Below are 18,059 nucleotides of genomic sequence, written 5' to 3'. Positions count from 1 at the left end.
GTTAATATGAAACGAATTATGGCCTTAATAAATACAAAATAACCGAGGAATTCGCTCAAATTGATGAGTGATTCCTCGGTTTTCATTTCATTAAAAGTAAGAGAGCTCCTTTTTCAGTGGGCTTCTTGCATGTTGCTTTATGTTAGATTTTATCTTCAATGGCTTTCAATACATCTGCCACACTTTGGAGGTGGTCGATTTCTTCATCACTGATTTCGATTCCGAATTCATCCTCAATGGTTAGTACGAATTCCATCAAATCTACCGAATCAGCATCCAAATCATCCTTCAAGCTCAAGGCCTCTGTGACTACAAAGTCTTCCCCTTGACGTTCTTGGATAATGGTCACGACACGGTCAAAAATTTCTTTTTCTGTCATATATATTATTCTCCTGAAAATTCACGCGCAGTTTGAGCAACTACGTCTGTTTCTAGCATAGTACGAATCTGACAAATCGTACTGTATACAGCCTTGGCATCACTTGAGCCATGAGTCTTAACAACCGGCGCCTTAACACCAAACAAGACTGCACCCCCAACATCTGAATAGTTGAGTTGCTTTTTCAAACCTCTAAGACTATCCTTAAGAAGAAGAGCACCAAGTTTTGCTCGAAGTCCACCACCTGTAATAGCATTTTTAAGCAAGCCCATGATCCCCATGGCTGTTCCTTCGATGGATTTTAGCACAGCGTTTCCCGTGAAACCGTCTGCCACGACAACATCTGCAACACCCTCCATCAAGTCACGCGCTTCCACATTACCAATAAAATTCAAACTCTCATCAGCTGCTAGCAAGTCATAAGTTTCCTTGCGGAGTGGATCTCCCTTACTGCTCTCTGTCCCGTTATTAAGCAAACCAACTCGTGGTTTTGCAATTCCACGAACATTTTTAGCATAGAAAGAACCTAAGATGGCGTATTGATGTAAGTGATGGGCTGTGTTTTCTGCATTGGCACCGAGGTCCAGCATATCAAAACCTTTCCCATCAACTGTTGGTAAGGTTGACATAAGCCCTGGACGATCGATATTCTTGATGCGACCTACGATGAAAAATCCTGCCGCAAGCAAAGCACCTGTATTTCCTGCAGAGAGCACGGCATCAGCCTCACCATCTTTGACAGCCTTAGCAGCCAATACCATACTGGCATTTTTCTTCTTACGAATGGCTTTTGTCGGTTCATCATCCGAATCAATTTTTTCATCTGTATGGATAATGCTGACGCGTTCTGTAGCTGTTAGATATTGCTTGATTTTGCTTTCGTCTCCGTAAAGTTGAATCTCAATATCTAAAAAGTCAGCAAGGGCTTGATTAACACCCTCAACGATGGCTTGAGGTGCGTAATCGCCACCCATTGCATCTACTGCGATTTTTTTCATTTGTCTTCCTCTTTTAGTAATTGTCCCCAATCAGCTAGGGAATCAATAAATTTCTTTGATTTTAGGTGAATTCCGACGTACTCTTCATAAATTTGATCCATGAACTGACGCAATTCTTGCTTGATTTCAGACTTGAGCGAAATAGTCTCTAAAGTCTCAAAGTTAATAGCTTGAAATTGATTGAGCAGATAGGGAATGTTTGGATTCAGATGACAACGTTTCTCGTCCTCATGGTAATGCTCAGGACATAAGCAAGCACCATATTTGAAAGAAAAATCAAAGGCCTGACCCACCCGATGGCAAAAGACACACTCATTAAAATTAAGACTAATCCCAAAACGGGTTAAGATCTGAATTTCAAAAATATTGGTCAAGACCTGATAATCTAAACCCTCTTCCATCAACTCTAAAGTCTTTTGTAAAAAAGCAAACAAGGGAGCATCTTGGTGATTGTCCTGCAAACTAGCATCTGCCAAAGCTGCCACATAGGTCGCATAGGCCATGACAAAGAGATCACTATTGATTTTTGGAAAGGTCATCACCTCATGATAGTCTTCGATATAACTAAGTCCATCATCATTGATTCGCAAAAGAAAACGAGCCAGCACCAAAGGTTGAATAACTGGAGCCAGTTTGGACTGACCGGCATGTTTGACAAAAAACATCCGCTTGCCGACCTGCTCTGTAAAAATCTTGACTAGCTTGTCATCCTCACGAAAATTACGATTGTAGAGCACCAACCCCTGACTCGTAATAGACTGAATCATGCTTCTCTCATGTACTCCTCAAGACGTTTCATAGCTTCTCTGATGGTTTCCATGCTAGCTGCATAAGACAAGCGCACATAACCTTCTCCATATTGACCAAAAGCTGCACCAGGGATAAAGGCAACAGCCTTCTTGTGAGCAAAATCTTTTAGAAAAGCAAACGAATCTTGATTGTAGCCTGTTGGAATCTTAGCAAAGATATAAAAGGCACCGTCAGGTTTGATAATCTCAAAACCAAGATTAGTCATTTTCTCGATAATGTAGTCCCGACGTTGGATATACTCCTTTTTCATCGGCTCTGCATCGTTCTTACCAGCCGTCAAAGCTTCCACCGCAGCATGTTGCGCCATAGTATTCGCAGCAGTTACCAAGTACTGGTGACTCTTGATGAGTTGGACTGTGAAGTTTGCTGGTGCGAAGATAAAGCCTAAACGCCAACCTGTCATAGCATGTGATTTGGATAGACCGTTAATGATAATGGCCTGATCTCTCAGCATTGTTCCCAAAGAGACATGATTTTCCCCTGTATAAGTTAATTCTGAGTAGACCTCATCACAGACAACGAAAATCTCATACTTGCGTAAAACGTCAGCCAAGGCTTCCAACTGTTCGCGACTATAAGTAATTCCTGTAGGGTTGACTGGATAGTTAAGAATAACAGCCTTGAGCTTGTCACCCTGCTCCAGAATTGCCTTCTCCAGCATTTCAGGAGTCAAGACAAAACCATTTTCAGTTGTATCAATCTCGACAATCTCTGCGCCAACTAGATTGACAATTGGTTCATAACCTGGATAGGCAGGAGCTGGCAAGAGAACCTTGTCACCCTCTTCTAAAATAGCTGTCAAAGTAGCAGATAGGGCTTCTGTCGCACCGATTGTGACCAAGATTTCATTTTCAGGATTATAGTCTAGCTGGTATTTTTCTCTTACAAAATCACTAGCTGCCTGGCGTAAGGTCATCAAACCACTCATCCCTGTATAGTAGGATTGGTTTTGGTCAATGGCTCGCTTAGCTGCCTCCTTGACATGGTCTGGAGTTGTAAAGTCAGGCTCTCCCAATGTCAGACGTAGAACCCCAGGAATCTCAGAAATAGCCTGGTCAAACTGACGAATCAAGGAAACTTGAATCTTATCTAATTGTTTATTAAAGCGCTTGGTTAAGTCCATAGATACCCTCCTTGCTTAAAGAACATATGTCTATTATACTACAAAAGCTCTCTGACCGCAAAATTCCATTTAATGACAGCCTAATTCCTACTTTCTATTTACTTTTTTTCAAGATAAGACTATAATAAGAAGTGCTTATTTTAGGAGGTTTTTATGTCATTTCTATCAAAAAATGGGGCCGGACTTTTAGCCTGTCTTATCATTTCCATCATCTCTTGGACCTTAGGGAGCTTCTTGCCTGTTGTTGGGGCACCTGTTTTTGCCATCTTTATCGGTATGATTCTCCACCACTTTCTCAGTTCCTATAAACAACTGGATGCCGGTTTGACTTACAGCTCCAAGAAATTGCTTCAGTATGCTGTTATCTTGCTTGGGTTTGGGCTCAATATCTCACAAGTCTTCGCAGTCGGAAAATCTTCCCTTCCTGTCATTCTATCTACCATTTCTATAGCCTTGATTGTAGCTTATCTTTTCCAACGCTTTTTTGACCTAGATACAAAGCTAGCTACCTTGATCGGTGTTGGTTCCTCTATCTGTGGAGGTTCTGCCATTGCAGCGACCGCTCCCGTCATCCATGCCAAAGAAAAGGAAGTCGCCCAAGCCATTTCCGTTATCTTTTTCTTCAATGTCTTAGCAGCGCTTATTTTCCCAACCCTAGGAACCTGGCTTCACCTATCAAACGAGGGCTTCTCCCTCTTTGCAGGAACTGCGGTCAATGATACTTCCTCTGTAACAGCCACTGCCAGCGCCTGGGATAGTCTTTACCACACAAACACTCTTGAGTCTGCTACTATTGTCAAATTGACCCGTACCCTAGCTATTATCCCTATCACTCTCTTCCTCTCTTACTGGCAAAGTCGTCAACAAGGCAACAACCAAGGAGTAAAACTAAAAAAAATCTTCCCTGTTTTCATTCTCTACTTTATCCTAGCTTCCTTGCTAACCACCGTCCTTACTTCCTTCGGTGTCAGCAGTAGCTTCTTTTCACCTCTCAAACAACTCTCCAAATTCCTCATCATCATGGCTATGAGTGCTATTGGTCTTAAAACCAATCTCATTGCTATGATTAAGTCCAGTGGTAAATCCATTCTTCTTGGCGCCCTCTGCTGGATTGCCATCATCCTGACTAGCCTGGGTATGCAAACGCTCATCGGTATTTTCTAATACTCTTCGAAAATCAAATTCAAACCACGTCAACGTCGCCTTGCCGTACTCAAGTACAGCCTGCGGCTAGTTTCCTAGTTTGCTCTTTAATTTTCATTGAGTATAACACAAAAGGTAGCCCGCAAGCTACCTTTTTATTGTTCAAGAATTAAGCGTGTATGTTCTCTCTTGATGCAACGATTCATCACGATATCATCGCAACCTCCAGCACGCAAGATTTCTTCCGCTTCTAGACTTTCAAGTCCTAGTTGCGCCCAGAAAATCTTAGCATCTGCCTTGAGAAAATCACGAGCTACATCAGGCAGAAATTCACTACGACGATAGACATTGACGATATCTACAGGGAAAGGAATCTCAGCTAGACTAGCATAAGCCTTTTCTCCCAAGATTTCCCCACCTGCAGCCTTAGGGTTTACTGGAATGATTTTATAGCCACGAGCCTGCATTTCCTTTGTCACTCGATTGCTCGTTGTTTCTTCACGGTCAGACAAGCCCACTACTGCTAGAGTTTTACTGCTTGCTAGATACTGACGGATCACGCCATCACTTGGATTGATAAATTCTTGAGTCATAAAAATCCTCCTTTTTCATCAGTATAGCATATTTTGAAAGGGTTTGCAGAAAATTACTATAAAAACAAAAATCAAAAAATCCTCCCAAAATTAAACTATTTCATTTAATTTGAGGAGGATTCATAAAAATTTTATTTAAAGATTATTCTCTTGTTGGTTTATACTGAAGGCTTTCTCCATGTTGTTTGACAAAGTCACTCATCTCTGAGTCAGGAATTTGTCGAAGGTAGAGATTGGCACGAATCGTATCATCTTCTTCACGACAAGTAGAAAGAACAAGATATTTATCCTTAGCTGATACCTTAACATTTGGTTTCTTAACCTCTGCAGTATCATAAATAATATTTAGCTGTTTCTCAAAATCCGCATCATCATCAAAAGAAGTACGGTAAAAAGCTGTTTCTTCTGGGACAATAATCATGGCAACAGCTTCATAATAATACTTTCTCTCTGGAGTTTCAATGACTACATAAGGATGTTCATCAAAATATTCTTGGCGACTGAAGTAATTCACATCTTTAAACATACGATGATCAGGAACTTTACTACCACGAGCGTGACCAAATAACCAAGTCAATCGATCACTAAAGTCCTTCTTGTTATCGGCGTCCATAAAGACTGCCCCCATTAAAGGCTCGTTAACACCATCAAAGCGCTTATCTAAATAAGTCGCATTATCCGTTGTTTGAACAACTGGTTCATCCAACTGTGTGCCAGGAATATATACATAACCAACTGTTTCAGAGTTTGTTTCGAGCAAGCCTTTAAATTTATTTGCGAGATATTCCTTTTCTTCTGCGCTAGCAGTATAGGCTTGTTTTGGAGCTTCCTGAGTAACCTTTGCATCATTTAGCTTATCTCCACTTGGAGCTAGAAAGCTCTTATAGATAAAGAAGCCTCCCAAAGCAACGATAGCTACTGCAACGATTGAAGCAATTATTTTAGTAATTGGTGATTTCTTTGTCGTAGAACGTCTACTCATCTTTTCCTCCCTCATTTTTTACCAAAAAAATCACTGAAACCAAGTTTCAGTGATTGGCTACTTTTTAAATAAAATTATTTAGCAGCGTGTGTTTTTGGAAGGGCTTTTTGACCTGCTTTAGCATTTGCTCCTGCTTTTTTAGCAGCTGCGTCTGCTTTTTTAGCTTGGTCTACAGCACCTGGTTTACCATCTTCTGGTTTAGTTGCAGCTTGGTTAGCTGCTGCTTGTTCTTCTGTTACTGTACCATGGTTAAGAGCTTTATCTTCGTCTCTACGCATTTTGTCAGTTTTGTTGTCTTGTTCGCCAGTTGGATCGTTCCAGTATTTACCTTCACGTTGAGCTGCTGCACGGTATTGTTCTTGCAATTTTTGAACGTAACGGTTACGAACAGTATTGTAAATTTCGTTATAAGCTTGCTCACCTTTAGCTTTAGCTGCTGCAACTTCAGCTTCTAGAGCGTTTTTCTTATCAGTAAAATCATGGCCTGAGTATCCTGAGTCCAAGAAAGCTTTCAATTTAGCTTCAGCTGCTTTAACTGCTGCTGCTGCTGTTTGATCAAATTGACGTTGTGCCTCTTCACGGATTTCAGCGTCATGTGCTGCTACTTGTGTATTAGCTTCATCTGCAATATCACGTTCAGAAACATAATGTTTTTGAATCAATGCGTTTGAGCTATATGAATTGTCAGATGCAAATGCTGGAGCTGCTGCTGAGAATACTGCAAGAGCTGCTACTGATGATAATAAAACTTTCTTCATGTTTTATCTCCTCTTTGATTTTTAATTTTAATTATAAGGATAATCCTTATTACCTCAAATTATATCACATATATTAGAGTTGTCAAGCTATTTCTTAAAGTATTTTTAAAATTCCTGGTAAAAAACGAGTAAAATTTATTATATTTTTAAAAAACAAGCAATATTCTCGAAAGATTAAGGAAAAAAATGGACTAAAAAACGAACAATTAGTGAAATTTTCACATTTTTCTGATCTAATTAAGAAAACTCCCAACAAGGTCTATCACTTTGTTAGGAGTTTTATCTGATCCAACGAATTCGTTAGATTTTTTTCTCAATACTAAATAATGGAGATAGAGGACGTTTTTCATGGATACGGATGATCGCATCTGCCAAGAGATGAGCGATAGAGATTTGCTCAATCTTATCAATCAAACGTTCTTCTGGTAGGTAGATAGTATCCAAAACAACTAATTTTTTAATAGCTGATTTTTGGATATTATCCATAGCAGGCCCTGAAAGAACTGGGTGCGTACAGCTTGCGTAAACTTCGACAGCACCAGCTTCTGCAAGAGCATCCGCCGCATGGCAAATAGTTCCAGCTGTATCGATCATATCGTCAATCAAGATACAAGTCTTGCCTTCTACCTTACCAATGATGTTCATCACTTCACTGGTGTTCATCTTGTCCACGCTACGACGTTTGTCAATAATAGCAATTGGAGTTTTCAAAAACTCTGCCAATTTACGAGCACGAGTCACCCCACCATGGTCTGGACTGACAACCACATAGTCAGAACCAACCATGCCACGACGCTCAAAGTAGTCTGCAATTAAAGGAGCACCCATCAAGTGATCGACAGGAATATCAAAGAATCCCTGAATCTGTGCAGCATGCAAGTCAATCGTCAACAAACGATCCACTCCAGCCACTTCCAGCATATTTGCTACAAGTTTTGAAGTGATTGGCTCACGCGCTCTCGCCTTTCTATCCTGACGTGCATAGCCATAGTAAGGCATAACAACGTTGACAGATTCTGCACTGGCGCGTTTCAAAGCATCTACCATAATCAAAATTTCTAGCAGATTGTCATTTACAGGTGAGCTAGTTGATTGTAGGATAAAGACGTGTTTTCCACGGATCGATTCTTCGATATTAACTTGAATTTCTCCATCTGAAAATTGACGTACAGTCGATTTTCCCAACTCTATCCCAATCTCTTGCGCCACACGCTCTGCCAATTCTCTATTTGAAGAAAGGGCAAACAGCTTTAAATCAGAAAAAGACATGATTTCCTCCAGTATTTATGTATCACTTGTGTTTTTTCACAACATTTTTCCAACTACCATTGTAGCGCTTTTTTCTCTATTTTTCAATAAAAAATAAGACAAGAGTAGACATTTATCCCCTTGTCTTGTGCTCATTTATATTCCTTATATTCAAGCTGAAATGTGACAACTTAGACATTCTATCTCATAGGAAGATAGGAACTCACAAAGGAAAAGTTAGTATACCTCTCTCATACTGCCTGTATCCACATCATAAACAGCCCCTGAAATAACCACATCATCTGGAATCAATGGGCATTCTCGAAGTAACTGCATATCTTCACGAACACTCTCCTCAACGTCTTGAAAAGGGAGAAAATCTTGACCCGAGACATCAACCCCTAATTCAGTTTTTAAATGTTCTTGAAACTCTTCGTTTTGAAATGTCTGAGCACCACAGTCTGTATGATGAAGAACCACAATCTCTCTTGTTCCCATTTGTTGCTGAGAAATCACGAGTGAGCGAATCATATCGTCTGTCACTCGACCGCCCGCATTCCGTAAAATGTGAGCATCTCCAAGTGCTAACCCCAAAGCTTGTGCAACGTGCAGACGTGAGTCCATACAAGTCACAATGGCTACTCTTGTTTTTGGCTTGATTGGCAGATTTAACTGCCCATGCAGGGCAACATAAGCCTGGTTGGCTTGCATAAACTGTTCAAAATACGACATGACAACACACTTTCTTACTTTTAAGATAATTTGAACACCAAATTATTTATCTTCTATCTTACCATCTTTTCTTTGTCTTGTCAGCTGTCAACCTCCTTATTAAAAAACCAGGACAGAGACATCCAGCTTCTAGCTTGGGTTTCTGCCCTAGTTTTTTTATTATTATGAACCTTTTTGAATATACTTGTTAAGAGAGCCTGCAAAGCTTTGAAGATTGAGACTTTGTACATAGACCTCACCGGTACCTCGGAAGGTATTCACCACTCCTTCGCCTGTACCAATAGACTGCCAGAAGCCATTTTCTAAGTGGATATTATAGTCCAAAGATTGACTCCAAGCTACCACATGGGCATTGTCGATGGTTATTTCTTGGTTTTGTAGCTCAATTTTCTTAATAGAGCCAAAAGCATTGGCCAAAAGAGTTCCCTGACCTTGAGTAGTCATTACGAAAAGACCACCTTGCCCTCCGAACAGTGCTTTCCCAATAGATTGGTGCTCCATTGTATAGAAAGCCGTCCCATCAAGAGCTAGAAAAGCCCCATCATTCAATCGATACTGCTTTTCGCCTAGTTCAAGAGCAATCACTTGACCAGGAGTATCTGGTGCTAAAGCAAGATGTCCGTTGTCAGACTCTGCAATAGCTTGAGTAATGAAGGTACTTTCACCAGAAACCATAGAACGTCCTACAGCTTTGACAAAACGCCCCAAACCAGAACCACTCGCATTAAGTTGGGTATTGAGGCTGACATTAGGTGTGTGGTAAACCATGCTACCGCGCTGGATAAAGACTGTTTCTCCTTGGTTGAGCGATAACTCTACCAAAGGAAATTGCATTTGACTATCCATAGAAAATTTCATCAGAAATTCCTCCTTGTTTTTAATAAATGTTAGCAATAAAATAATTAGTAATCTAAACCTGAGTACAACTATTAGGAGAATACTTTTTTCAAGACTTCTCCGATAGTGGTCACTCCGATCACCTGAATTTCTTTAGGCGGTTTGATTCCAGTCAAGGAATTTTTCGGTACGTAGATCTTTGTAAAACCAAGTTTCGCTGCTTCATTGATCCGTTGCTCGATACGATTTACGCGCCTAATTTCTCCAGTCAAACCTAATTCTCCTACAAAACATTCCTGGGGATTGGTTGGCTTGTCCTTGTAGCTTGACGCAATTGCAACCGCAACAGCCAGGTCAATGGCAGGCTCATCCAATTTGACACCACCAGCAGATTTGAGATAGGCATCCTGATTTTGGAGAAGTAAACCTGCCCGTTTTTCCAAAACAGCCATAATCAAGCTGGCGCGATTGAAGTCAAGACCTGTTGTAGTCCGCTTGGCATTCCCAAACATAGTCGGTGTTACCAAGGCTTGAACCTCCGCAAGAATAGGACGGGTTCCTTCCATGGTCACCACGATGGACGAACCGGTCGCTCCGTCTAAACGTTCTTCTAGGAAAACTTGACTAGGATTGAGCACCTCAACCAAGCCACCTGATTGCATCTCAAAAATCCCAATCTCATTTGTCGATCCAAAACGGTTTTTGACTGCTCTTAGAATCCGGAAGGTATGGTGGCGTTCCCCTTCAAAGTAAAGAACCGTATCCACCATATGCTCCAACATACGAGGACCCGCCAAGGTTCCTTCCTTGGTCACATGCCCGACAATAAAGATAGCGATGTTATTGGTCTTGGCAAGCTGCATGAGTTCTGCAGTCACCTCACGCACCTGAGAAACAGATCCTTGAACTCCAGAAATCTCAGGAGACATGATGGTCTGGATAGAGTCAATAATGAGGAAGTCTGGCTGGATTCGCTCCACCTCTGCGCGAACACTCTGCATATTAGTCTCTGCGTAGAGATAAAACTCACTATCAATATCACCCAAGCGCTCTGCTCGTAGCTTGATTTGCTGAGCAGACTCCTCCCCACTGACATAGAGAACTGTTCCCACTTGGGACAGCTGGGTTGAAACTTGTAAGAGCAGGGTTGATTTTCCAATCCCAGGATCCCCACCGATAAGGACAAGACTTCCTGGTACCACACCTCCACCAAGAACTCGGTTAAACTCCTCCATCTCAGTCTTGGTTCGATTGACATTGATGGAAGTTACTTCAGCCAGTTTCATGGGCTTGGTTTTCTCACCTGTTAAGGACACCCGGGCATTCTTGACCTCTGCGACCTCGACCTCCTCGACAAAGGAAGACCAAGAACCACAGTTAGGACAGCGCCCTAGATATTTAGGGGAATTATACCCACAATTTTGACATATAAATGTCGCTTTTTTCTTTGCGATGATTCTAATCCTTTCATTTTAAAATCTCTTATTAATTTTCCAAATCAGTAACTATTTCTTTTCAGAACAATCAGTCCACCATCATCCGCATGGACATAATACTCCCCATCAGGACTAAATCCAAAAATATAGGGTAAATAACCTTTATAAATTTGAGTCCTAGTTTCTTTATTCTCTTCCCAATAAATGGTTAAAATCGGATATTCTTCAGATTGGTCTTTATCCATTGTCACTCGGATGTCTTTACCATTATACAAAGGAAGGCTTCCACCATATTGTCCAGCGATAGGGATAGGAGAGTCGTAACCATCACACATAGCTACTAACTCTATCTCATCGTAATCTCCATCTATTGGAGTGACTTGATTTTTTTCACTATCGATGATGGACATATATTCTGAAGAAATGCAAAGGATTTTTTGATAGTCTACTGGAAGAAAAGCCAAGTAAAGAAAACCTCCAATACTAATCTCATACACCTTCTTATACCCTTGACAATTCTCTGCGGTAAAAGCTTGAAAATCCTTATAGCTCATTTCATTGTGCTTCTTTCTATATCTCTATCTCACACTCAATCACTTGGCAAAAATCAATCTTCTCGTCTGGTACAAATTGGCGCATGAGCATTCCGTGAGTTACAATGATAATAGTTTTATAATTTTTATATTTTTCCAAAGCTGTTAAAAAACGATGACGCATCTCTAGATCAGTTTCATAGCGATAAGGAGAATCTTCAGATAAAGCTCCTTGATGTTTTAGATAATATTCATGAGCTACCAATACACTAGTTAAATCAGAGTTAGTGCCATCTAAGTCTGGACGCCACTCATGAAAAAACGGCTCCACAAATAAGTCCAATCCTGTTTCAACTGCTATATAATGTGCTGTTTCTAAAGCCCTCGTCACAGACGATGAAATAATAATCTCTGCCTTTCCAAAACATGCAGTTTTAGCAACTTCTTTTGCCAGACTGCGACCTTTTCCTGTCAATGGTGCTAAATCACGACCAAAACCACTATAGAGTTGCGGATTTTCAAGTTTATCAAGCATACTATAATCTGGTTCCCCATGACGTACAAAGATAATCTTCATCTTAGTGCCCAGTTGATCCAAATCCACCAGTCCGAACGCCGTCTGCTTCATCTCCATCCGCAATCAAAAATGGAGCAAAGACAGCCTGAACCACACGTTCCCCAACTTCAAGAATCACTTCTTGGTCAGTAATGTTTTTCATCTGAGCAAAAATATGTCCCTCATTTCCAGGATTACCATAGTAATCCCCATCAATGACACCCACAGAGTTAATCAAAACCAAACCCTTCTTACGAGGGTTTGAAGAACGATCATAGAGGTAGAGAACCTCAGTCGGTTGCATATAGGCCTTAACCCCTGTTGGAACAAGGACAATCTCACCTGGAGCAATGACCGTACGTACCGCAACCTTTAAGTCGTAACCAGCTGCATGTGCTGTCTCACGCTTCGGTAGCAAACTCTCATCTGTAAAACTAGAAACTAATTCAAAACCACGAATTTTCATATTTCCCTCTTTTTAATCTTTTATTCTAGGCTATTTTATCTTATTTATTCGAAAAAAGCACGAAAAATCTTCTATATAAAATAAAGAAAAGTGTCCTATCAAAAAGCAAATAATAAAATCATACAAAAAAATTTAAAGATATTTCAAATGTCACTTATTTGCCCCTTTATTAACAAACTCATTCCTATTTAGCCATACTTAAACTATTTTCTTTAAAGCACAAAAAAGAGCACACAATTCACTTCGCTTAGGGCTGCTGGATTCCTCCCCTGACCCGCTTCACGCAGAACTGTTGCTCCATTAGTTATTATACCACATTCCCAAAGATTTTAAAAGAGAAATTATTTTTCCCGTCGATTTCTAAAAAATTCCTGCATAATGCTAGCACAGTCACTCTCTAAAATGCCCGTCTCAACCTCTACACGATGATTAAGACGCTCATCTGTCAAGATATCATACAGACTTCCAGCTGCACCAAATTTCTGATTTTTAGCCCCATAAACTACCTTAGGGATACGGGCGAGCCCAATTGCCCCACTACACATGACACAAGGCTCAATGGTCACAAAAAGCGTACAATCAAGCAAGCGCCAACTCTCTTCGCTCAGATTAGCATTCTCTATAGCCATAATTTCTGCATGCATGACTGCACGTTGCAATTCCTCGCGCGCATTGTGCCCCCGACCAATGATTTCTCCATCCTTTACAATTACGCAACCTATTGGGATTTCATCATGCTCTAAAGCAATCTCTGCTTCCTTCAAGGCCTCTCTCATAAATGCTTCTTTTTCTTCAACTGTATAATCCATAGCTTCTCTCTTTTCTCGCCTATCAATTCTATCATTATAGCATGTTTTCCTAGACAAAAAAAGAGCTCTGTAATATTTGCAGTAACTAACTTTTCTATAGATAGTAATCTATATCTGGATTGTAGAAATAAAGTTTTAAAAAGAGTATAATAGTAGCAAAATTGGGAGAAACATCAGAAATCATGAACTGAAAGTAATAGAGACAACTGATACTGAATGTCCAAATCTATTGAAACATTTTTAACTATAAGTCTCCAAGAGATGATTATCCTGAGATTTAAATAATAAACAAGATGAAAGGGTAAATAATGAAATTAGAATTTTTACAGGATGAACCAAAACTTACCTTGATGTTTCCATATAAAGATACATTTAATAGAGTAGGGGGGCCATCCATAATATCTTTATCTGTTATGGTTCTCTGGATTCTAAAGCACCTGATGGCTTATAATACTGATTTTTCAGATAAGATTGTTATGGCGATAGTGCTAATTTATGCTCCCCTCCTTATATGGTTTATGGGGTACTATCTCTTCATAAATGGAGTAAAATTAGAAATTTATAAAAACAATATTGTTCAGTATTATACCTATAGCAGTAGAGGCCACAGCCTATTACATTATCAATTTGGACTTCAAGATATCGAACAAATAACCATTAAAAAGCGTCCTTTTAATTGCGTAAAGTTAAGCATAAAAATTAGAAATCCTATTTTTTTAGAAGGACATGAAAAAAAACTAAATAAGCTAGTCAGAGTCAGTATCATCACAGATAAACTAAAGGCAGATGCTTTTATGAATGAAATGAACCTATTTCAAAGTGATAAATCAGGCAATCAATTTATCAAGTAAGCTGATTCAGAAAAAATTCAAGTTTGTCTAACTTACAAATTCTCAAGAAAATAGTCCACTGATGAGGCTGGGATCAAAAATCCCAACCTCATTTTTGCTTAGTTATGAGCCTTTGATGTGTTAGCCAACTGAACGATTTATTGGTATTTTAGAACTCAAAAAGCTCCTTTTACCGAAACTTCTTTTCTCCAACTAATCTACCAAAAGGTTGAAACCTCACAGATCTGGGTGTACCAAATCGAGAGTTGGTCTAAAGATTTCTGTCCCACTGTTTTTTTCTTTGTCTTAAAAGTAAAGAAGCCACCTAAATATGACTTAAAAGCTGACAAAAAAAGCCACCGAATGCGGTGACTTTATAGGGAGATTATTATGAAAAAGAAAAGTTTAGGATATTTGTTACAACAAGTTAGGAGGTCTTCTTGTAACTGTCTATAGTATACCCGACCTATCTTAAACAAATCTTAAAAATCTCTTACGACCAAACACTTTCTAAAATATTTGTTTGTTCACGACCAGGACCCACTGAAAAAGTAGAGATACGAACGCCAACCAATTCGCTAACACGACGAACATAGTTACGTGCATTTTCAGGAAGATCTTCCAAAGTACGTACTCCAGTGATATCTTCTGACCAACCTGGTAATTCTTCATAAATAGGTTTACAACGTTTCAATTGTTCAAGACTAGCTGGATAATAGTCAATGCGTTGACCGCCAAGATCATAAGCAACACAGATTTTAACTGTATCCAAACCACTCAAAACATCGATAGAGTTCAAAGATAAATTTGTAATGCCAGAAACACGGCGACTATGACGCATCACAACTGAGTCAAACCAACCTACACGACGTGGACGACCTGTAGTTGTACCATACTCATGACCTACTTCACGAATGCGTTCTCCCACTTCATCAAACAACTCAGTTGGGAATGGACCATCACCAACACGACTTGTATAGGCCTTACATACACCTACAACCTTGTCAATCTTGCTTGGACCAACACCAGAACCGATAGTCACACCACCAGCAACAGGGTTTGATGACGTAACAAATGGATAAGTACCTTGGTCAATATCTAGCATGACACCTTGGGCACCTTCAAATAGGACACGTTTGCCATTATCGAGCGCATCATTTAAAATAACCGAAGTATCTGTCACATATTGCTTAATTTGTTGACCATATTCATAATATTCTTCAAAAATATCATCAATTGAAATAGGGTTGCTTTCGTACAATTTTTCAAACAAACGATTCTTCTCAGCAAGGTTACGTTCTAATCGCTCACGGAAAATATCTTTATCTAAAAGATCCGCAATACGGATTCCAACACGAGCAGCCTTATCCATATAAGCTGGCCCGATACCCTTGATAGTAGTACCAATTTTATTTTCACCCTTAGCTTCTTCTTGCAGACGGTCTAACTCGATATGGTACGGCAAAATAACATGCGCACGATCAGAAATACGTAGATTATCTGTTGTAACACCTTCATCATGAAGATAGCTCAACTCTTTCACAAGTGACTTAGGATTTACAACCATTCCGTTACCAATAACAGAGATTTTTTCAGGGAAGAAAATCCCAGATGGAATCAAGTGCAACTTAAATTTCTTACCATCGATCACAATCGTGTGACCTGCATTATCACCACCTTGGTAACGTGCAATCACTTCTGCATTCGCTGAAAGGAAGTCAGTAATCTTCCCTTTCCCTTCATCACCCCATTGGGTACCTACAACAACAACTGAAGTCATAATCTTGTCTGAGCCCTCAGGCTCTTCCTTTCTCACATACATGGCAGGAATCTCACCTGCAATTATATCTTACAATTTATTATAATAAAGATTTTCAATTTTTTCAAGACCAAAGACCAGAAACATTAGGGAATTAGAGAAAATTAGAAAATTAATATTAAAAAAATATTGTAAATTTATATTAAGAAAAGAAAAAACTATAAAATCGTTCGGAAATATGAAAATTATAAATTATCCCCCAACCCAGTCATTTGAAATCAATAACTGTTCAATGTACAAACGGTAGCAAGCTCTATAGTGGTAAGAAAATAAAGGATGCATAGTATCAAGCTTGTACCGAACTAAATAATAGAGTAAAAATCGAAGATGAAAAACTTCCCATTCTAAATCATTATCTATTAAGTTACTATATTCCTTTTCAATAACATCATAAAAATCAAGATATTGTTCATAAATCTGTTCAATCATTTTATTTAACTCCATTTCTATTGATAAAATGAGTATAACAAAAAAATAGAAGAACCAGGGAAGATACTTCTATCATGTACTATTGTGAATAGTAAAATTAATAACAGTTAAAGAAAATTGACAGAACAGATATATAATAATACATTTCAAAATAAAAAAGAGCTATAGGAAAAATTATTGTAGAAAATATGGGAGCTAACTTAATTAAAAAAGAATCATAAGAACTAAAAAACAACCCCACACAATCCATTAAAGAATTACTTCTGATACTCAATTAAAATCACAGAGCACTTTTTATTAATAGCCTGCTTAATAAATATCGTGCTCAAAGTATAAACTTGAAAACTTATCATCCGATTGATGGACTTACCGTATTCTAATAAGGCAAAAAAAAGTTTTTAATAAAAACTAAGACATATATGTTTAAACATTGAAATTTCTGCACTATTTGATTTTAAATGAGTGTGAAATCTATTAAATATACTACAAAATTACTTAAAATAAAAGAATCAAATATAACAAACTTATAAAAGATATTAACTATTAATAAAGTGGCAAAAAAAAGACAAAAATGACCTCTGAAAGATAAATCATAACCACCCGTCTAACGGGTGGTTTGCACCAGGGCTATAAGCCCAAATTACCAGCCAGCGCCTAAAGACGCTGGCTTTCACGTTGTTCAAGCCTTATTGCATTTGACTCGTCACAAGCCTCTCAAAGAGGCATATGTACTACTTGCCACTATCCCTAAAGGGATCTTCATATTCTTTTACACTCAACTTATCTAAAGCAATATCTTTTCGCTCTTGTTCCTGAATGTATTTCTTTATTGTGGCTTATTGAGGTCAACTGTACTCACATAATATCCCTCTACCCCAAAATGTCGATTTCCAAACTTATATTTCAGATTTGCGTGTTTATCGAACATCATTAGAGCGCTTTTACCTTGTAAATATCCCATGAAACTTGAAATACTAATTCTAGGTGGAATACTTACAAACATATGAACATGATCTGGCATTAAATGGCCCTCGATAATCTCAACACCTTTATAACTACATAATCTATGGAATATTTCTCCCAAACTACTTCGATATTGATTATAGATCTCTTTTCGTCTATACTTAGGGGTGAACACAATGTAATATTTACACATCCATTTTATGTGTGATAAACTATGTGCTTTTTGAGCCATATTTTTCTCCTTTCGCTTTACAATTGGCTTGAACACCTTTATTGTATCGCGTTTGGAGTTTTTTGGTATAACCTTCGATGCGCACCCGCATAGCGGGTGGTTTTTTTGTCTCGCACCTAACGGAGCGAGACGGACTGAAAGTCACATAAAAAAAGACGTTCCAAGGAACGTCTACATACTCCGCCAGTAGGACTCGAACCTACGACATCATGATTAACAGTCATGCGCTACTACCAACTGAGCTATGGCGGATTAAAGCTAAGCGACTTCCTTATCTCACAGGGGGCAACCCCCAACTACTTCCGGCGTTCTAGGGCTTAACTGCTGTGTTCGGCATGGGTACAGGTGTATCTCCTAGGCTATCGTCACTTAACTTTGAGTAA

19 protein-coding genes, 1 tRNA gene, 1 rRNA gene, 1 other RNA gene and 1 pseudogene are annotated in these 18,059 nt (G+C 39.1%); 2 read left to right on the top strand and 21 right to left on the bottom strand.

Going from position 1 to position 18,059, the window contains the following annotated elements; genetic code table 11:
- Positions 1 to 142: 142 nt before the first annotated feature.
- The 4 genes from QM374_RS09650 to QM374_RS09635 are packed head-to-tail and all read right to left on the bottom strand — an operon-like array spanning position 143 to position 3,310.
- Positions 143 to 379 (bottom strand): acyl carrier protein, encoded by a 237-nt coding sequence (locus tag QM374_RS09650; RefSeq protein ID WP_414311597.1) that lies wholly within the window; start codon positions 377 to 379, stop codon positions 143 to 145.
- A gap of 5 nt (positions 380 to 384) precedes the next feature.
- Positions 385 to 1,377 (bottom strand): phosphate acyltransferase PlsX, encoded by a 993-nt coding sequence (gene plsX, locus QM374_RS09645; protein ID WP_414311596.1) that lies wholly within the window; start codon positions 1,375 to 1,377, stop codon positions 385 to 387.
- A complete protein-coding gene (gene recO, locus QM374_RS09640; protein ID WP_045762495.1) occupies positions 1,374 to 2,144 on the bottom strand; it encodes a DNA repair protein RecO in 771 nt (256 codons plus the stop codon). The genes plsX and recO overlap by 4 nt, the downstream gene beginning before the upstream one ends.
- Entirely contained in the window at positions 2,141 to 3,310 is a 1,170-nt protein-coding gene (locus QM374_RS09635) for a pyridoxal phosphate-dependent aminotransferase (protein ID WP_045762494.1), read from the bottom strand. Before QM374_RS09635 ends, recO begins: the two co-directional genes overlap by 4 nt.
- A gap of 153 nt (positions 3,311 to 3,463) precedes the next feature.
- Between QM374_RS09635 and QM374_RS09630 the strand changes: the two genes are divergently transcribed.
- Positions 3,464 to 4,474, top strand: a complete 1,011-nt coding sequence (locus QM374_RS09630) for a YeiH family protein (protein ID WP_045762493.1) — start codon at positions 3,464 to 3,466, stop codon at positions 4,472 to 4,474.
- A gap of 134 nt (positions 4,475 to 4,608) precedes the next feature.
- On the opposite strand, the gene QM374_RS09625 is transcribed toward QM374_RS09630, so the two are convergent.
- The 12 genes from QM374_RS09625 to tadA all read right to left on the bottom strand — a co-directional run bounded on the left by QM374_RS09625 (position 4,609) and on the right by tadA (position 13,403).
- Positions 4,609 to 5,046 (bottom strand): CoA-binding protein, encoded by a 438-nt coding sequence (locus tag QM374_RS09625; protein WP_223140356.1) that lies wholly within the window; start codon positions 5,044 to 5,046, stop codon positions 4,609 to 4,611.
- A 142-nt stretch (positions 5,047 to 5,188) separates the two neighbouring features.
- Positions 5,189 to 6,028 carry a class B sortase, LPKTxAVK-specific gene (gene srtB, locus QM374_RS09620; RefSeq protein ID WP_045762491.1) on the bottom strand — a complete coding sequence of 280 codons (840 nt, stop codon included), beginning with the start codon at positions 6,026 to 6,028 and terminating at the stop codon, positions 5,189 to 5,191.
- 74 nt (positions 6,029 to 6,102) lie between these two features.
- Positions 6,103 to 6,786, bottom strand: a complete 684-nt coding sequence (gene abpA / locus QM374_RS09615; RefSeq protein WP_414311595.1) for an amylase-binding adhesin AbpA — start codon at positions 6,784 to 6,786, stop codon at positions 6,103 to 6,105.
- A gap of 300 nt (positions 6,787 to 7,086) precedes the next feature.
- Complete coding sequence (locus QM374_RS09610; RefSeq protein ID WP_000010179.1) at positions 7,087 to 8,055, bottom strand: ribose-phosphate diphosphokinase; 969 nt, start codon at positions 8,053 to 8,055, stop codon at positions 7,087 to 7,089.
- A 216-nt stretch (positions 8,056 to 8,271) separates the two neighbouring features.
- Positions 8,272 to 8,766, bottom strand: coding sequence for a beta-class carbonic anhydrase (locus tag QM374_RS09605; protein ID WP_006147430.1), 495 nt, complete (start codon positions 8,764 to 8,766; stop codon positions 8,272 to 8,274).
- Between the two features lie 162 nt (positions 8,767 to 8,928).
- A complete protein-coding gene (locus tag QM374_RS09600; protein WP_373094678.1) occupies positions 8,929 to 9,624 on the bottom strand; it encodes a TIGR00266 family protein in 696 nt (231 codons plus the stop codon).
- A 71-nt stretch (positions 9,625 to 9,695) separates the two neighbouring features.
- Complete coding sequence (gene radA / locus QM374_RS09595; RefSeq protein ID WP_223339689.1) at positions 9,696 to 11,060, bottom strand: DNA repair protein RadA; 1,365 nt, start codon at positions 11,058 to 11,060, stop codon at positions 9,696 to 9,698.
- 41 nt (positions 11,061 to 11,101) lie between these two features.
- Entirely contained in the window at positions 11,102 to 11,593 is a 492-nt protein-coding gene (locus QM374_RS09590) for a hypothetical protein (protein ID WP_414311594.1), read from the bottom strand.
- A 16-nt stretch (positions 11,594 to 11,609) separates the two neighbouring features.
- Positions 11,610 to 12,149: a histidine phosphatase family protein gene (locus QM374_RS09585; protein WP_414311599.1), complete on the bottom strand. Its 540-nt coding sequence runs from the start codon at positions 12,147 to 12,149 to the stop codon at positions 11,610 to 11,612.
- Position 12,150: 1 nt separating this feature from the next.
- Positions 12,151 to 12,594 carry a dUTP diphosphatase gene (locus QM374_RS09580; RefSeq protein WP_000701996.1) on the bottom strand — a complete coding sequence of 148 codons (444 nt, stop codon included), beginning with the start codon at positions 12,592 to 12,594 and terminating at the stop codon, positions 12,151 to 12,153.
- Between the two features lie 213 nt (positions 12,595 to 12,807).
- An RNA gene (ffs, locus tag QM374_RS09575) (signal recognition particle sRNA small type) lies at positions 12,808 to 12,902 on the bottom strand.
- Positions 12,903 to 12,935: 33 nt separating this feature from the next.
- Entirely contained in the window at positions 12,936 to 13,403 is a 468-nt protein-coding gene (gene tadA, locus QM374_RS09570) for a tRNA adenosine(34) deaminase TadA (RefSeq protein ID WP_414311593.1), read from the bottom strand.
- 308 nt (positions 13,404 to 13,711) lie between these two features.
- Between tadA and QM374_RS09565 the strand changes: the two genes are divergently transcribed.
- Positions 13,712 to 14,254, top strand: a complete 543-nt coding sequence (locus QM374_RS09565; protein ID WP_414311592.1) for a hypothetical protein — start codon at positions 13,712 to 13,714, stop codon at positions 14,252 to 14,254.
- A gap of 472 nt (positions 14,255 to 14,726) precedes the next feature.
- Here QM374_RS09565 and QM374_RS09560 read toward each other — a convergent pair whose 3' ends face one another.
- The 5 genes and pseudogenes from QM374_RS09560 to rrf form a co-directional block, all read right to left on the bottom strand.
- Positions 14,727 to 16,013 (bottom strand): adenylosuccinate synthase, encoded by a 1,287-nt coding sequence (locus QM374_RS09560; RefSeq protein WP_414311598.1) that lies wholly within the window; start codon positions 16,011 to 16,013, stop codon positions 14,727 to 14,729.
- A 231-nt stretch (positions 16,014 to 16,244) separates the two neighbouring features.
- Positions 16,245 to 16,481 (bottom strand): sigma(X)-activator ComW, encoded by a 237-nt coding sequence (gene comW, locus QM374_RS09555; RefSeq protein WP_414311591.1) that lies wholly within the window; start codon positions 16,479 to 16,481, stop codon positions 16,245 to 16,247.
- A 731-nt stretch (positions 16,482 to 17,212) separates the two neighbouring features.
- Positions 17,213 to 17,676, bottom strand: a pseudogene (gene tnpA, locus QM374_RS09550) (IS200/IS605 family transposase).
- Between the two features lie 178 nt (positions 17,677 to 17,854).
- Positions 17,855 to 17,928, bottom strand: a tRNA-Asn gene (locus QM374_RS09545).
- A 5-nt stretch (positions 17,929 to 17,933) separates the two neighbouring features.
- Positions 17,934 to 18,049 (bottom strand): 5S ribosomal RNA (gene rrf, locus QM374_RS09540).
- Between the last annotated feature and the right edge of the window lie 10 nt (positions 18,050 to 18,059).

This window comes from Streptococcus infantis (genome assembly GCF_047465525.1).
Taxonomy (GTDB): domain Bacteria; phylum Bacillota; class Bacilli; order Lactobacillales; family Streptococcaceae; genus Streptococcus; species Streptococcus infantis_R.
The sequence above is the reverse complement of the archived record's forward strand: the minus strand, read 5'-3'. Positions and strand labels throughout refer to the sequence as shown.

What these genes read in the sequence shown, in the direction of transcription:
- QM374_RS09590 (WP_414311594.1), bottom strand. Translation starts at nt 11,593, where the DNA reads ATGAGCTATAAGGATTTTCAAGCTTTTACCGCAGAGAATTGTCAAGGG.
- QM374_RS09630 (WP_045762493.1), top strand. Translation starts at nt 3,464, where the DNA reads ATGTCATTTCTATCAAAAAATGGGGCCGGACTTTTAGCCTGTCTTATC.
- QM374_RS09635 (WP_045762494.1), bottom strand. Translation starts at nt 3,310, where the DNA reads ATGGACTTAACCAAGCGCTTTAATAAACAATTAGATAAGATTCAAGTT.
- abpA (WP_414311595.1), bottom strand. Translation starts at nt 6,786, where the DNA reads ATGAAGAAAGTTTTATTATCATCAGTAGCAGCTCTTGCAGTATTCTCA.
- QM374_RS09650 (WP_414311597.1), bottom strand. Translation starts at nt 379, where the DNA reads ATGACAGAAAAAGAAATTTTTGACCGTGTCGTGACCATTATCCAAGAA.
- srtB (WP_045762491.1), bottom strand. Translation starts at nt 6,028, where the DNA reads ATGAGTAGACGTTCTACGACAAAGAAATCACCAATTACTAAAATAATT.
- plsX (WP_414311596.1), bottom strand. Translation starts at nt 1,377, where the DNA reads ATGAAAAAAATCGCAGTAGATGCAATGGGTGGCGATTACGCACCTCAA.
- QM374_RS09605 (WP_006147430.1), bottom strand. Translation starts at nt 8,766, where the DNA reads ATGTCGTATTTTGAACAGTTTATGCAAGCCAACCAGGCTTATGTTGCC.
- tadA (WP_414311593.1), bottom strand. Translation starts at nt 13,403, where the DNA reads ATGGATTATACAGTTGAAGAAAAAGAAGCATTTATGAGAGAGGCCTTG.
- QM374_RS09625 (WP_223140356.1), bottom strand. Translation starts at nt 5,046, where the DNA reads ATGACTCAAGAATTTATCAATCCAAGTGATGGCGTGATCCGTCAGTAT.
- comW (WP_414311591.1), bottom strand. Translation starts at nt 16,481, where the DNA reads ATGATTGAACAGATTTATGAACAATATCTTGATTTTTATGATGTTATT.
- recO (WP_045762495.1), bottom strand. Translation starts at nt 2,144, where the DNA reads ATGATTCAGTCTATTACGAGTCAGGGGTTGGTGCTCTACAATCGTAAT.
- QM374_RS09560 (WP_414311598.1), bottom strand. Translation starts at nt 16,013, where the DNA reads ATGACTTCAGTTGTTGTTGTAGGTACCCAATGGGGTGATGAAGGGAAA.
- QM374_RS09610 (WP_000010179.1), bottom strand. Translation starts at nt 8,055, where the DNA reads ATGTCTTTTTCTGATTTAAAGCTGTTTGCCCTTTCTTCAAATAGAGAA.
- QM374_RS09585 (WP_414311599.1), bottom strand. Translation starts at nt 12,149, where the DNA reads ATGAAGATTATCTTTGTACGTCATGGGGAACCAGATTATAGTATGCTT.
- QM374_RS09565 (WP_414311592.1), top strand. Translation starts at nt 13,712, where the DNA reads ATGAAATTAGAATTTTTACAGGATGAACCAAAACTTACCTTGATGTTT.
- QM374_RS09580 (WP_000701996.1), bottom strand. Translation starts at nt 12,594, where the DNA reads ATGAAAATTCGTGGTTTTGAATTAGTTTCTAGTTTTACAGATGAGAGT.
- QM374_RS09600 (WP_373094678.1), bottom strand. Translation starts at nt 9,624, where the DNA reads ATGAAATTTTCTATGGATAGTCAAATGCAATTTCCTTTGGTAGAGTTA.